Source organism: Paenibacillus vulneris, assembly GCF_039543185.1.
GTDB classification, from domain to species: domain Bacteria; phylum Bacillota; class Bacilli; order Paenibacillales; family NBRC-103111; genus Paenibacillus_S; species Paenibacillus_S vulneris.
Genome location: NZ_BAABJG010000004.1, coordinates 38,228 through 52,232, shown reverse-complemented (window position 1 = coordinate 52,232; position 14,005 = coordinate 38,228). Strand labels below are relative to the sequence as shown.

Below are 14,005 nucleotides of genomic sequence, written 5' to 3'. Positions count from 1 at the left end.
CAACAACATCTCCTTCGGTTCGTATTAGGAGCAGCTTACCCTAGATTGCTGTCTTCTATAAAATGACCGCTCGAATATCCCCTGCCGAGCTAAGCCTCCGGCAGATCGGGTTTACGCTTGGGCTCAATTTGAATCGTATCCTGTCCATGCGTAATTCCGCTGACCTCAATCCCTTTTTTCCTTAAGGACGATGTGATCAAGGCTTCATCCTGCTCAGGGAAAATATAGGAAGGCTGGGACTCTGTATGGTACAGCAATTGCTCTGCAGCCTGAAGAAGCTTCTCCATTGAAAATGGCTTGCGCAAAAACTTCTCAATATCCTTCTCGTAATAATTAAGCGGCGGCTCCAGCGCAGTCGATACGATGACCGGAGTGCGATAGAAGGTAGGGTGATCGTAGAGCTCGGCCATGAAATCCCAGCCGTTCTTCGAGCCCTCAAGATGAATATCCACGATGCAGAGACGCGGCGGGCTCTTGCGAATGCGATGCAGGGAGCCGATGCCTTCTTCCGCGGAACGCAAATGCACGATAGGGATCTCCAGCTTGCTGAGAGCAACTTGGATCAGCTTGGCCAAGTTATCATCGTCCTCGAGTACGATAATGCTGCCGTCGACCTCGGGGAACCGGTAGCTGTCCAGCTGAACGGTGAAGGTCGTGCCTTCGCCCATCGCGGATTCGAAGGTGATGGAGCCGCCGTGCGCATCGACGATTTCCTTCACGATGGCAAGACCCAGGCCCGTGCCCCCGATTTGCCGGCGGTCCGAGTTATCCACCCGGAAAAATTTGGTGAATAACTTATCTTTTGCCTCATCCGGTATGCCGAGCCCGAAGTCAGTAATGTGCAGCTTGACCTGCCCGTCCTGCGCATCGATGAGAATGTTCACTTTATCGGACTGAGGCGAATATTTAATTGCATTGCTGATTAAATTGTGCGCCACCTGCTTGAGCCTGTCGGCATCAGCACGAACCCATGCTTCTTGGGCTGAAGACTCAATGACCACTGTGTGGCTCGGCTTTTCCTTCCACTGCTCCGCCACTTCCCTCACGATGCTGATCAGCTCAACGGGCGCAAAATGATACGCCTGCTTGCCGGATTCCATACGCTGCAGATCGAGGAAATCGTTAATCAAGTTCGACAAGCGATGGGCTTCCTTGTAAATGGTTTGCATATACTTGTGCTGCTTGTCCTGCGGCAATTGCCGGTGCAGCAGAATCTCGATGAATCCAAGCACGCTGGCCAGCGGTGTACGGAGCTCATGGGATACGATGCTGATGAATTCGTTTTTCATCTCATCGACCTTTTCCTCCTCGGTCCGGTCCCGGAACACGAACAGGTAGCCTCGCTCCTGTTGGTTTTTCTTGTCACCTACCTTGGTGGCGTACAGCTCGACATAGCGCTGCTGCTCCTCCTGATCCATGAAGGCGAACCGTTCGGTCAGCTTATCAAGCGTGCCGTTCAGCAGGTTATCCATAGCAAGGCGGACGGGTGACAAGGAAGGAATGATCTTCTCCATGTTTCGGGTAAGCTCGTTCCAATCCTCTCCGCCTTGATCGGCGATCGTAAAGTAGCTTTTCATCCGGTGGTTGGCGAAAAGCAGCTTACCTGAGGAATCGCACAGCATCATTCCCTCATTAGTAGACTCCAGGATGCTCTCGATCAAGTCGCGCTGCTCCTCGATCAAGGCTTTTTCCTGAAGAAGCTGTTCATTCAGCCGCTCCAGATACAGTGATTGAAGATGACGGTCCTCATTCATCTGCTGAGCCAGGAAGGCGAGCCCGAACTGCCGCATCAGGCCTTTGCCCGTACGGTCCTGCTGCTCGGTGCGCGAGGACAAATAGCTGGTCAGCAGCAGGAAGCCGATCACTTCTTGTTTATCGTCGAACAAGGGGTGATATTGATCTATCGCATGGGTCATTCCCTGGTGCAGACCGGTCTCTTCCCGAGACAGCTCCCGCTTGCAGTCTATCTGCACTTTCTCCGTAAATACGCGTTGGGCCGGCCCGTACAGCTCCTGCTCGACCCGGGAAGGCAGCTGCGACGGGTAACCTGCCGCATACAAAATGGTATAGGCAGAACGCTGTCCGGAAGAGGGAGGCTCCTCCGGAAGCGGGACAAGCGCATTGGCGGCTTTCACTTTCACGACAAGGAGCGCCGCATCCATCTGAAGCGAGTTTAACAACGCCGGAATGGAGGCTTGCAGGAACTGGTTCATGTTCAGCGAGCCGGACAGCTTCTCCTGGTAAGAGCTGATCGCTTCGAGCTCCAGCTCCCTCTGGGACAGCTTTTCCAAGGTCTGCTCCTGCTCCTCCTGCTGCGCGATGATCTCTTCATTCTGCGCTTCCAGACTCTCCGCCATATAGCGGTAGGTCTCCTCGCTTTTGCGCAGTGCGGCCTCGGCCCGGCGGGCCCGGTTGAAAATCACGGCAGAGAAGGCGCCGATTATGATAGCTACCGCCCCGCCGGCCGCTATGATGATCCGCGCGAGATGGCCCGCTCTTTGTGCATCATTGTAGGCATCCGTTCCGATCGTATCGATATCAGTCCGAATCTTCAGGTGCAGCTGCCGGAACCGGTCCATCAGCATTTTGCCGTTACCTAGACGCGCGCGTGCCTCGTCCACCCTGCCGGCCCGGACCAGCTCCACCTGCGAGCTGTAATGGTCCTGAAGCTTTTGGATTTGCGGAATAATGTCGCCTTCCATCAGGCTTTTCAAACCTGGATATTTTTTCTGGTACACGGCCATAAGCTCCAAGTCTTTGGCAAGCTGGGCTTTGCCTTGCTCATAGGGCTCCAGATACCTTTCATCGCTTGTCACTTCAAAGCCGCGTACACCGGTCTCCTGATTGATGACATCGCCTAAAATATTTTCGGCCAGTGCGGCCAGGGGAATCGCTTCCTGCACGACGCTGTTGAGCTCGTCCTCCATGTTCGTGGAAGCGATATAGCTGGACACGCTGACAAGGGCCAGCAGGGCGACGATGAGTACGACGTAGAGCAAGGAAACGTTAGATCGGGTTACGTTCATGCATAAGCTCCTTACCTAAAAATAGAATGATGCTGTTCATTTGATTCGGTCCAAGCAAATATGAACCCTATAGTTGGCGTAGTTAAGCAGCCGGTCCAGAAACTCGTTAAGCTCGCCATGCGAAGCCACGAGCAGACGGAGCGAGTAGCAGCCTTCACCGCTGATGCGGTAAGCCTCCTTGACATGGGGATGCTCCCGTACGAAGCTCTGGAACTGGGCATGGGAGCTCGTCATCTTCATGAACACGATAATGTGCGCCATAACCGTCAAGCCGAGCTTTTCATGATTCAGCGACACATGGACACCCTGGATCACTCCGGCATCCTCCAGCTTGCGGATCCGGAAGCCGACCGCCTGTCCGGTCAGATGAACATGCTCTCCGATTTCCTTGTGGGGCATTCGCGCATCGGCCAGCAAGCACTCCAATATTTTGATATCCGTTTCATCCAGCATGGGCTTCATCCTTTCCTGTCCAGGGGGCAGTTTTTTCATCGTGAAAATGGTTTGTGCGGAATCTTTTCATCAAGTCCTTCAGCCGTTTGGAGAAACGGTGCATACTGATGACAGATGCTTTCCGGGTCCAAGGGCTCGGGTAGGCAGGAGAGTAAACTGACAGGTCTAGGAGGAAACGGTAATGAAAGTTCAACTTCTTCGTCACGCAACGTTATTGGCAGATATTCACGGAAAACGGTTCTTGGTCGATCCTATGCTCTGCGATCAAGGGGTACAGCCACCCGTAATGAATTCGACAAATAGTCGACAAAATCCTTTAGTTTCCATTGCCGTCACCCCTGAGTTATTACAATCGGTGAATGCCGTCATCGTGACCCATACTCATTTTGATCATTGGGACAAGGAAGCGGTGCGTCTTCTCGATAAGCAGCTACCGGTGTTTTGCCAGCCGTCGGATGCGGAAGCCATAAGAGAAGCAGGTTTTACCGATGTGCAGCCGGTAGAGAGCGAGCTTAAGTGGGAAGGCATCCAGCTGTCGCGAACAGGAGGGCGGCACGGGACAGGGGAGATCGGCGAACGGATGGGGAACGTATCGGGCTTTGTCCTGCAGGCTCCGGGCGAGCCTGTGCTGTATATAGCGGGAGATACCATCTATGTTCCGGAGGTGGAGGAAGCGTTGGACCGGTATCGTCCCGATGTCACGATTGTTAACGGGGGTGCGGCTCAATTTGCCCAAGGCGATCCGATCACGATGACCAAGGAGGATATTGCGCGCGTATGCCGCTATGTATCGGGGACTTGCGTGGTAGCCGTTCATATGGAGGCGATCAACCATTGCCTGGAGACGAGAGAGCAGCTAACCGATTATTTGCGGTCGGAGGGGCTGCTGCATCAAGTCAAGGTGCCCGGGGATGGAGAATCGATCGATTTCGGCTCTCGGTAAGCAGGTGGAGGAGAGCGCAGCCTAAGAAAATACGGCAAGTTTCGTAGTAACCGATTGCCAGGCGACCTGTTGTACCTTACAATAACCATAGGAATATTATGTTAGGAAATCTATCATACAACTAACGCTTATGGGTTATTGGAGGGCAAGGAGAATGCTGAACGGAACAGGAGATTTGCGGGAACGGGAGCTGCGTTCTTTTTTTCAACCGATAGTATCGCTGCAAACACAAAGAATTATCGCTTACGAAGCGTTAGGGCGAAGGGTGGAGGGGAATCGGGTTCGAAGCTTGGGGGACTTTTTCCAAAACCCGAACATCAGCGACGAGCAGCATCTGCATGTAGACCGAATGCTGCGCGAGCAAGCCATTGCGGCCATAGCCCAATCGGATTCCAGCGCCATGCTGTTTCTGAATGTAAAGCCGTCCTGGATTTACCGTGTGTATAAGGAGAAGGGAGTATTGCCTACGCTAAAGCTCCTGCAAAAGCACGGGCTTGATCCTGCAAGGGTCGTCATTGAAGTGACGGAAGAGGAGTTCCACGGCAGGCTGGACGAATTATCCGCAATGATTCATGTATATCGGGACCATGGCTGCCTGATAGCCATTGATGATATCGGCAGCGGCTACAGCAACTATGACCGTATCGCTTCCATCCGGCCGAACATCTTGAAGATCGATCTGAAGCTGTTGAAGAAGAGCGCTATACATGACGGGTACAAGGCACTGTTGAATTCCTTCTCGATTCTTTCCTCCCAAATGGGCTCATCACTCCTGATAGAAGGGGTAGAGACCAAGCACGATCTGTACCATTCGTTGAAGGCGGGGGCCAGATATGTCCAAGGCTTCCTCTTCTCGGAGGCCCGGGAAGAGCTTCAGGATGAGCGCGCCTATGAGCCGTTTCTGAAAGAGGAAATCAGGCTGTATACCGAGCAGGAAGTCGCACGCTATCGTGCGCTGTTCTCGGTGCAGGAGGGCTTGAGCGAGCTTATTGCCCCGGATGCCCCTATCACCGGCTTTGCGGATGCGGATAGGATGATCGAAGGTCTGCTTCTGAGTGTGGGCTCTAATGTAGTGCGGATTTATATTTGCCGCGAGGACGGATGTCAGGTTTCCTCCAATTATTCGAGGGATAGCGGGGGCCAATGGAAAAGGGACGCCCAATATCAAGGTTCGAACTGGATATGGCGTCCTTATTTTATTCCGAATATGATGCGGCTGAACAATCAGCGGCAGGGCATGCTGTCGAGCGAATATACCGATCTGGATACGGCCCGGTTGATGCAGACCTACTCGTGTCCTGTTGGCGGCACGCATTATTTATTTCTCGATGTTCAGGTCTAGGAAGTCCGGTCGGGCGGCTAGAGCTCGACCCAATCATTGCGCAGTGCGAACAACTCCTTCAAATCCTCGGTGGACAGCTCCGTGATCCACTGCTCGCCGTTACCGACAATTTGCTGGCTCAGGCCCTGCTTCTTCTCAATCATTTCGTCGATGCGCTCCTCCAGCGTCCCGAGCGTGACGAACTTGTGCACCTGCACATGGCGGGTTTGCCCGATCCGGAAGGCCCGGTCCGTCGCCTGATTCTCGACGGCAGGGTTCCACCAGCGGTCAAAGTGGAATACGTGGTTGGCCGCTGTCAGATTAAGCCCCGTGCCGCCGGCTTTGAGCGAGAGCAGGAAGATGCCCGGCTGCTTGTCGCCCGGCAGCGATTCGTTCTGGAAGTCGGCAATCATACGGTCACGCGCCGCTCTGGGCGTGCCGCCATGGAGGAACAGCACCTGGGAGCCGAGCTCCTGCTCCAGAATGCGCTGCAGCAGATGGCCCGTCTCCACGAACTGGGTGAAGATAAGGCATTTATCTCCTTCCTGGCGCAGCTCCTGAACCATTTCAAGCAGCCGCTCGACTTTGTTGGAGCGCTGCTGCCAGGGGGCGGCGGCCGGTTCCTTCAGCAGAAGGGAAGGATGGTTGCAGATTTGCTTCAGCTTCGTTAAAGCCGCCAGAATCAAGCCTCTCCGTTCCATAGCGCTCAGGCTGTCCAGCCGCTCGAACATATCCTTGATGTAGTTTTCATACAGCATGCCCTGCTCTGCCGTCAGCGAGACGAACGTTTTATACTCATGCTTATCCGGCAGATCGAGCTGAATAGCCGGGTCCTTCTTGACCCGCCGCAGCAGGAAAGGGCGGACCAGCCGCTGTACCTTGGATATGAGCTCGAGATCGTTCGTTCGCTCGATGGCGCCTACGTACCGGTGCGTGAACTCCCGCAGCGTTCCGAGATAGCCCGGATTGAGGAAGTCGAAGATCGACCACAGCTCGGTCAGGCGGTTCTCGATCGGGGTCCCTGTCAGAGCGATCCGGTGACGGCTCTTGAGGCCGCGGATCGAAGTCGCCTGCTTCGTATAGGCGTTCTTAATGTTTTGCGCCTCGTCGAGGCAGATCGAGCTCCATTCCAGCTGGGACAGCTCGGCTTCATCCAGATGAGACAAGGTATAGGTTGTCAGTACCAGGTCATAGCCTTGACAGGCTTCCTTGAAGGCGTCGCCCTTTGCCCGGTTCGGGCCGTAATGCAGATGGATTTTGAGCTCGGGTGCGAACCGCTCGAGCTCCTTCTGCCAGTTGCCGAGCACGGAGGTCGGGCAAACCAAGAGTGACGGAGCGGTCTCAGTCCCTTGCTCCGCTTGGGCCGCAGCTTCCTGCTCCCGCAGGTGGAGCAAGTACGTTATCATTTGAATGGTTTTGCCGAGACCCATGTCGTCGGCAAGGCAGCCGCCGAGACCAGCGCGCCGCAGGAACAGGAGCCAGGAGATTCCTTCGACCTGATAAGGCCGCAGTGTTCCGCGGAACGACGCAGGGGGCTCGACCAGCGGCGGGCGCTTGGCGTGGTTGAGCAGATCTACCATTTCCTGCAGCTGCTCGTTGAGCTCTACCTCCATCTGCAGGGAGCGCTGGAAGCCGAATTCTTCCTCTCCTTCGGAGGAGCCGAGCAGATGCAGCTCCAGCACATCGCGGAAGGATAGCCCCTGCTTCTTCTGCACCTGCTTCATGACCTGCTCGAGCTGCAGGAGCTGAGCCGGGTCCAGTTGAATCCATTGGCCGCGGATTTGGACGAGCTTGCGGTTTTCCTCCAGGAGGGAGCGGAATTCCTCCTCTGTCAGCTCGATGTCGCCCAGGGCGATCTTCCAGTCGAACTGCATCAGCTGCTCGAGTCCGAACATCGCTTGCGGTCCGGTGCCGACCGACGATTTGATCTTCGCCTTGAGGCGCGGACGCCAGCGCCGAATGCGCTCCCACCAGGCGGGCAGGAAGACGGAGTAGCCCGCCTCCATCAGGCGCAGGCTGCCGGCGGTCAGCAGCTGCCAAGCCTCGTCCTGCGTGAGCTCGCTGCGCAGCGTGCCGGGCTCTTCGCTGTTCTCGAGCCATGGCAGGATGCGCTGCCATTTGGCGATATCGCGCCCCGCGCGTTGAAGCTCAGGCTGCCAGGCAGCCGGGAGCTCCTCCAGCGCGGGTGCGGCCGGGCCGGGCGGCGGCGCGTCCGCGTCGCCCTTGGCAGCCGCCGCGAGGGCCCGGGAGTCCACCTCGCGCAGCAGAGTCTTGTCGGCGCGGTCCTGCAGGATGACGCGCAGAGGCCAGCTGCCGCTGCTCTTCTGCTGCGGCGGCTCGCTCAGCTGCAGGCACGTCCGAAACGGCGTGCCGTCGGTCTGCCAGCCGATGGAGACGAGCCAATCCTCCTCGTCCATCCACAGATCCGCCGGCAGCTTGCCTCGCTGCAGCAGAGGATACGTCGCCTCCAGCTGCCGGATGCTCTGGCGCAGCAGGCTGTCCTCCTCACCCCATTCGGGGATGAGGCGGTCCATCCATTGCTGCGCCAAAGGCGAAAACCCTTCAGCCGCCACGGAATCCGGCAGCTGAAGCTTCCAGCCGAGCTCGCCCGCCTTCCACTTCGCGAAGTCGGGCATGCAGCGCCCCTGCACGAGCGCCTCCTTAACATGAGGCGCCAGCCGCATCAGCTCGCGCAGCTCGCTGCTCCAGTCCAGCTTCAGATGCTGGACTGCGCTCGGGCTGCAGAAGTAGTCCAGCGCCTCCAGCGCGGACAGCTGCAGCCCCTCTACGTTCATCGATTCCGTTACTTCGATGAACGTGCCGTAGAACGAAGGCTCGTGCCAGGCGAACAGCAGTCCCTTCAAATCATAGGCATCGCTCACGCCCCCATTGTACCGGGAGCCCCATAAGAAGAAGCAGCCCGGGGCTATCCATCTGGCATGAACCGTAACTGCAGATGTATCGATCATGGAATCCACTTCCCTTTCCGAAGCTCCTCTTGAAACGCTCTAAGGCGGGAGTATCTCGTAGCCAGCCGGTACATGTATTCCTCCCAGACAGTAAGCTTATCGAGCTTTTTGTAATAGGCATGCAGCTTTTTGAGCAGCTTAACGGCCATTTTATAGGCATTCCGGTTCTTTTCCGCGATGCTTCGCTCCACCGCCTGATGATAAAGCGGAAGCAGAAGGGACGGATCATGGCTTTCCACCGTTTTTAAATCCAGCGCATACAAATTGAGCGGAGAGACACGGTTGGCGATCTGCAGATCGACCCAGGCCTTGAACCGGTGGGCCTTGAGCAAATAGGTCGTATAAAAGTAGTAGGTGCGCGGCAGCAGGGCGATCATTACGTCGACCCATTCCCCGTCATCGGGCTGCCGGTTGACCGCCTCCATCCAGTACGTGCAGAACGTCCGCAGCTCATCCTGCTGCGCCCTTTGCATGGAGGGCAGCATCCACCGAAGCCAGGCCAGCATCCGTTCCCATTCCTGATTCTCATAGCTGTGGTTCAGGTACAAGAAATAGTCGCGGGGTTCCCGCTTGCTCAGCTCTTCGAGCTGCGTCCGGGCCTGCTCGTCTTTTCCGTCCATAACTTCAAAATGCGCGGCCGCGATCAACAGGGCATCCTTGCGCCGAGGCTGAAGACCTGTCTTGGAGGCGAGCAGCTTAAGCCGCTTCCTCTCTTTGGCGATCCGGTCCGGATCCTCTGTCAGCCGCCACCAAAGGCTGCGATAGCCCACCAGCCAATCCAATGGAGAGTCCTTGCCGCTGAGTGCGGCGTCGCCGAGGAAAGTCAATGTTTCATCTATAGCTTCACCATGCCGCTTAAGCAGGGAGGGAATGTCCAATTCAGGCAGCAGCTTCATGAGCTGCTCCATACACTGCTTGGCGACGGTTTTGCACCCGGTTTCGATATAGTAGGACATGTAGGAGGTCTTCGTCTCCGAGTAAAACTGCTCGATCTTGCGCATGACGAACAGCAGCACGTGCAGCTCATAGAGCGTCCGCAGCGAAGGCTCCCACGCGGCTGCAATCGGATGAAGCGTTTCTTGGGCTGTGGCAAAGAACTGCTCAATCGAATGCTGCTGGGAGAGAGAATAGCCGTAAAACTGCTGATCGAAGAAACGGTGCCAATAGGCAGGCAGTTGTTGGGCCTCGGGCGGTTCCAGGCGCTCTTGTTTCTTCTCCGTTCTGGTCACTGCAGCCGTTCGCGACAGCTGCTGGCGATTTTTGACCCGGATGGACTGCTTCAAGTGCTGCAGCAGCAGTTCCGGGCGTGCGAACGAAGCATATAATGTGAAGATAACCGCAGCCATGTGCTGGCAATACCCGTCGTCAGGACAGCTGCATTCGCTCTTCTCGAAGCGGTCGAGATCGAGAACGACCTCGCATGCCTGTGCATCGCGAACGAGGGCATGGATCTCTAATCCATGGACCAGCTCTACCTCGGATATGCGGCGTTTATGGAAATGCTCCCACCCTTGCTCCAGGGCAGAGAGATCGAAATCCTGCTGCATCCGTTCGATCAAAAAGTTCATTCGGTTTTTCGGGAGTTGCAGCTTCAACATAGGAAACGTTCCGCCTCCGAACTTGTTTGTATCCTTACAGTGTAACAGATTTTGGATACAAATGCTTTATTTCCGTGCGGTTGCATGAGAAGGAATTTTCAGGTTAAAATGCTTAGTAAGCATTTTCATTCCATTTTCAACCCGGAAGGACTGACGTTGCATGGGAATTAAATTCGCCCGAGAATATAATGACATTATTGACGACTTTACCCAAGCTTTACACAGCATCGACGAATGTTATTCTTTTTTGGAAATGACACCGGAGGATTGGAATGAGCTGGACGGCGAGGAGCAGCAGGAATGCATCAAGACGCTGGCTGACGATCTGTTCTACGGTTTGGGTACGGAGCCCAAAATGCGCGTCGGCAGCTGCACGGTGAGCCATGACCGGGAAAAGCATGTGATTGTCGTTTACCATGAGGGCAAGCTGATCAGCGTGGTTTACCTGGTATAGCGGCTCGCGCGGACGGTTCAGGGGAAGGATGGCCATGATGAAATTGACGAAGCTGACGGAGGAAGAGATCGTATCCAGGCTCGGGCAAGCGGACGGCTGGAGCAGGGAGGACGGCAAATGGATCGTCAAATCGTACCGGTTTCCGGCTTATATGGACGGGATTCAATTTGTTCAGGAGATCGCCCGGATATCGGAGCAGGAGCTGAATCACCATCCGTTCATTGCTGTCGATTACAAGCTGGTGCGGCTGCGTCTGACCTCCTGGCGGGCAGGAGGCTTGACGGACCTTGATTTCGAGGCGGCTTCGCGCTATGACGCCGTGTTCGAGCGATACGCCGATTTATAGCGGCTCAGCGGAGCCTTTCCAGACCATGCAGTGGAACGTTTCCATCCCAGTGGGGGTTTTCCGCTCGTAGGTATCGGTCTGCACAAAGCCTGCTTTCTCATATACGCGGTAAGCGCGGATGTTCCAGATCAGCACCTCCAGGTCGATTTCGTTGGAAGGTGCTTTTTGCTTGGCTTCGGTTACGATGGTGCGTACGAATTCAACCCCGTACCCCTGTCCGCAAAACTCCGGGCGCATGCCTAGACCGAGCCGGGTCACGCCGACCAAAGGGAAGAATTGAGCGAAGCCCACCAGCAAGCCGTCGGAATCGACGACACCGCGGTACTGCTCCTCCCGAAGCGCCGCATCGGCGAATTCCTCCTGTTCCGCAACCATCAGCTCCCAGGACCGCCAGTTGTATACGTTATAAGGAACGGGATATTCCCACGTGCAAATATCGCGGCAATGATCTTCCGTTAAGGGGACGACACGAAATTGGGATGTCGTGTGCATGGCGCACTCATCTCCTTTTCCAAATAATTACCATACTCCATTGTACAGAGTGCGGGCTTTTTTGTCGACCTGCGGCTTTCCTTGAATATTTCCACATTTTGTTCCTCTGCCGTTCCGTTGTATACTAGAAGAAAACATTTACCTTCAGCAAAGGAAGTGAACCTTCGATGCAGCATATCGTATCTCAGGAATGGTTGTTCGAGCATGGAACAGATGAGTTTGTCGTCATCATAGATTGTCGTTTCGTATTGGGAATGGGCAACGCGGAAGCAGGACGGAAGGCGTATGAGCAGGATCATATCCCCGGCGCCGTTTATATCGATTTGGAACAAGACCTGTCGGCCCCGATATCGGAGCACGGAGGGCGGCATCCGCTTCCGGATATGAACCGCTTTGCGCAAATTATGGGATCCGCCGGCATCAGCAGCGAATCGAAGGTTATCGTATACGACGACCAGGGCGGAGCCATGGCTTCCCGCTTATGGTGGATGCTCCAATATGCAGGACATACGCAAGTCTTTGTGTTAGACGGAGGATACTCCAAGTGGAAGGCCGCAGGCTACCCGGTAACCGACGAGCCGCCGGCTGTGCACGAGGCTGTATTCGTGCCCAAGCTGCAGAGCTCGATGCTGGTCAGCATGGAGGAAGTGAAGGAGCGCATAGGCCGTCCAGGGACGGTATTGGTCGATTCTCGTGAAGAGCGCCGATATCTTGGCCAGGAGGAACCGATTGATCCGGTGGCCGGACATATTCCTTCGGCAAAAAATTACTTCTGGAAGCAAAGCCTGAACGAACAGGGGAGCTGGAAGGATGCGGCGGCGCTTCGTGAGCAATTCGCACAATTGCAAAAGGCCGATGAGGTTATCGTGTACTGCGGGTCAGGCGTTACCGCTTGTCCTAACGTGCTGGCGATGAAGGAAGCGGGCTTGGCGAACGTGAAGCTGTATTCCGGCAGCTGGAGCGACTGGATCTCGTACAAGGACAATCCGATCGCGACAGTGGAAGAATAAGAGAGCGCATAACTGTTTATGCGCACAATGTAAGGGCTGCGGCAGGGGAAGGATGATACCCTGCAGCAGCCCTCTTTGGCTTGTTACAATGCCTATTCCCCTTGCTGAGAGGGGGAGTTAGCTTTTGGCGTACTGATTCATTTTGACAGTAGACTCCCTGACAATAAGCCGGGGCTCGAATTCTACCCGTTCATAGCCGGAGGTGTTCGGATATTGAATGCGTTTGAGCAATAGCTCCGCCGCGAGCCTTCCGACCTCGCTGCCCATGATGGAGACGGAGGTGATCTGCGGTGTCGTTACGGTCGCCCACAGATTGTTATCGATGCCCGCAATCGCCACATCCTCCGGCACTCGAACGCCAAGCTCCTTGAGCCGGTTTACGATGCCGATGGCAACCATGTCATTCACCGCATAGATGGCGTCCGGCATATGCTTCAGGCTGTAAAAATAATTGGCCGCCTGCCGTCCCGTTTCAAAGGAGAAATCTTCGCCGAAATAGACAAGGGACGGATCCACGTGGTTAAGCGACTGCTCGTAAGCAAAATAACGCTCCTCAATCTTTTGCTTCGGGGCACCTGCATAAGCGATTCGGGTCCGCCCTATCTGCAGTAAATGCTCCATCACCAGCTTGCCCTCCTGGCGGGCCATGCCGACAATATCCGCGTTGAGGTCCTCGCTCATTTTTTTGCCGTAGTTGATGACGGATACCGGGATCACGGCCTGATTTATCATGGGCTCGAGCTGTTTGGGATACGCCAGAGGCATAATGACAAGCCCGTCAACATGCAGCTTGTCCAGCTCCCTCAGCGTCTCCAGCTCCAGCATGGCATTCCCCAGCGTATTGATCTGCACGACTCTGTACCCATGCTGCTTGGCCGCCTGCTCGACCGACCATGCAATATCCGGAATGATAGCATTCCGGATATCGGGGACCGCCAGCGCAATCTGGCGTGTTTGGCGTATTTTGAGGCTCTGGGCCGAAGTGTTGGGCGTAAAGCCCATCTCTTCTACGACCTGCAATATTTTGGCCTTCGTCTTGGCGCTGATGCCTTTATGATTATTAAGCGCCCGGGACACGGTGGCGATGCCGACACCGGCTCTTTTGGCGACATCCTCGATCGTCAGCTTTTTGTTATTCGTCATACGAAGGAATGTTCCTTTCATTCCGGAATCGTTTCCGTAATATTTCCGCGAGATGGGAGTTCTATTTTTATTATATCATAGCCTATCCTTCCTAAAACGGGATTGCGGTCAAACCACGGGATAGGACTCGTTTTTACGGCAAATAAGCAGGTGGGATCCCCGTTTTGTTATTTGACAGTTTGTCGAAACTGTGACATGATAGTTACCGGAAACGTTTCCTATTATGCCTTTGTAAATGGGAAATCATATC

11 protein-coding genes are annotated in these 14,005 nt (G+C 55.2%); 5 read left to right on the top strand and 6 right to left on the bottom strand.

All coding sequences use genetic code 11. From position 1 onward, the window contains the following. Positions 1-89 precede the first annotated feature (89 nt). Together ABEA66_RS04415 and ABEA66_RS04410 are read right to left on the bottom strand one after the other, a co-directional pair. Positions 90-3,026: an ATP-binding protein gene (locus ABEA66_RS04415; RefSeq protein ID WP_345586435.1), complete on the bottom strand. Its 2,937-nt coding sequence runs from the start codon at positions 3,024-3,026 to the stop codon at positions 90-92. 36 nt (positions 3,027-3,062) lie between these two features. Further along, on the bottom strand, positions 3,063-3,479 hold the full coding sequence (locus ABEA66_RS04410) for an Lrp/AsnC family transcriptional regulator (RefSeq protein ID WP_345586433.1): 417 nt from the start codon (positions 3,477-3,479) through the stop codon (positions 3,063-3,065). Between the two features lie 181 nt (positions 3,480-3,660). Between ABEA66_RS04410 and ABEA66_RS04405 the strand changes: the two genes are divergently transcribed. Beyond that, complete coding sequence (locus tag ABEA66_RS04405; RefSeq protein ID WP_079911120.1) at positions 3,661-4,422, top strand: MBL fold metallo-hydrolase; 762 nt, start codon at positions 3,661-3,663, stop codon at positions 4,420-4,422. 154 nt (positions 4,423-4,576) lie between these two features. After that, on the top strand, positions 4,577-5,764 hold the full coding sequence (locus tag ABEA66_RS04400) for an EAL domain-containing protein (protein WP_345586430.1): 1,188 nt from the start codon (positions 4,577-4,579) through the stop codon (positions 5,762-5,764). 17 nt (positions 5,765-5,781) lie between these two features. Here the strand turns inward: ABEA66_RS04400 and ABEA66_RS04395 are convergent, their stop codons facing one another. Both ABEA66_RS04395 and ABEA66_RS04390 read right to left on the bottom strand, forming a co-directional pair. Beyond that, positions 5,782-8,712, bottom strand: a complete 2,931-nt coding sequence (locus ABEA66_RS04395; protein WP_345586428.1) for a DEAD/DEAH box helicase — start codon at positions 8,710-8,712, stop codon at positions 5,782-5,784. After that, on the bottom strand, positions 8,709-10,310 hold the full coding sequence (locus tag ABEA66_RS04390; RefSeq protein ID WP_345586426.1) for an SWIM zinc finger family protein: 1,602 nt from the start codon (positions 10,308-10,310) through the stop codon (positions 8,709-8,711). Before ABEA66_RS04390 ends, ABEA66_RS04395 begins: the two co-directional genes overlap by 4 nt. A 160-nt stretch (positions 10,311-10,470) precedes the next feature. Between ABEA66_RS04390 and ABEA66_RS04385 the strand changes: the two genes are divergently transcribed. Further along, positions 10,471-10,764 carry a hypothetical protein gene (locus ABEA66_RS04385; RefSeq protein WP_079911116.1) on the top strand — a complete coding sequence of 98 codons (294 nt, stop codon included), beginning with the start codon at positions 10,471-10,473 and terminating at the stop codon, positions 10,762-10,764. A gap of 34 nt (positions 10,765-10,798) precedes the next feature. Beyond that, entirely contained in the window at positions 10,799-11,110 is a 312-nt protein-coding gene (locus tag ABEA66_RS04380) for a 4a-hydroxytetrahydrobiopterin dehydratase (protein WP_079911115.1), read from the top strand. Here ABEA66_RS04380 and ABEA66_RS04375 read toward each other — a convergent pair. After that, positions 11,105-11,602: a GNAT family N-acetyltransferase gene (locus tag ABEA66_RS04375; RefSeq protein ID WP_079911114.1), complete on the bottom strand. Its 498-nt coding sequence runs from the start codon at positions 11,600-11,602 to the stop codon at positions 11,105-11,107. The two genes, ABEA66_RS04380 and ABEA66_RS04375, sit on opposite strands and share 6 nt — an antisense overlap. Before the next feature lie 167 nt (positions 11,603-11,769). On the opposite strand from ABEA66_RS04375, the gene ABEA66_RS04370 reads away from it, so the two are divergent. Further along, complete coding sequence (locus ABEA66_RS04370; RefSeq protein ID WP_345586422.1) at positions 11,770-12,612, top strand: sulfurtransferase; 843 nt, start codon at positions 11,770-11,772, stop codon at positions 12,610-12,612. A gap of 117 nt (positions 12,613-12,729) precedes the next feature. Here ABEA66_RS04370 and ABEA66_RS04365 read toward each other — a convergent pair whose 3' ends face one another. Continuing rightward, positions 12,730-13,755 carry a LacI family DNA-binding transcriptional regulator gene (locus ABEA66_RS04365; protein WP_079911112.1) on the bottom strand — a complete coding sequence of 342 codons (1,026 nt, stop codon included), beginning with the start codon at positions 13,753-13,755 and terminating at the stop codon, positions 12,730-12,732. Positions 13,756-14,005: the final 250 nt, after the last annotated feature.

Coding starts and splice junctions, on each gene's coding strand:
- ABEA66_RS04415 (WP_345586435.1), bottom strand. CDS start 3,026: ATGAACGTAACCCGATCTAACGTTTCCTTGCTCTACGTCGTACTCATC.
- ABEA66_RS04410 (WP_345586433.1), bottom strand. CDS start 3,479: ATGCTGGATGAAACGGATATCAAAATATTGGAGTGCTTGCTGGCCGAT.
- ABEA66_RS04405 (WP_079911120.1), top strand. CDS start 3,661: ATGAAAGTTCAACTTCTTCGTCACGCAACGTTATTGGCAGATATTCAC.
- ABEA66_RS04400 (WP_345586430.1), top strand. CDS start 4,577: ATGCTGAACGGAACAGGAGATTTGCGGGAACGGGAGCTGCGTTCTTTT.
- ABEA66_RS04395 (WP_345586428.1), bottom strand. CDS start 8,712: ATGATCGATACATCTGCAGTTACGGTTCATGCCAGATGGATAGCCCCG.
- ABEA66_RS04390 (WP_345586426.1), bottom strand. CDS start 10,310: ATGTTGAAGCTGCAACTCCCGAAAAACCGAATGAACTTTTTGATCGAA.
- ABEA66_RS04385 (WP_079911116.1), top strand. CDS start 10,471: ATGGGAATTAAATTCGCCCGAGAATATAATGACATTATTGACGACTTT.
- ABEA66_RS04380 (WP_079911115.1), top strand. CDS start 10,799: ATGATGAAATTGACGAAGCTGACGGAGGAAGAGATCGTATCCAGGCTC.
- ABEA66_RS04375 (WP_079911114.1), bottom strand. CDS start 11,602: ATGCACACGACATCCCAATTTCGTGTCGTCCCCTTAACGGAAGATCAT.
- ABEA66_RS04370 (WP_345586422.1), top strand. CDS start 11,770: ATGCAGCATATCGTATCTCAGGAATGGTTGTTCGAGCATGGAACAGAT.
- ABEA66_RS04365 (WP_079911112.1), bottom strand. CDS start 13,755: ATGACGAATAACAAAAAGCTGACGATCGAGGATGTCGCCAAAAGAGCC.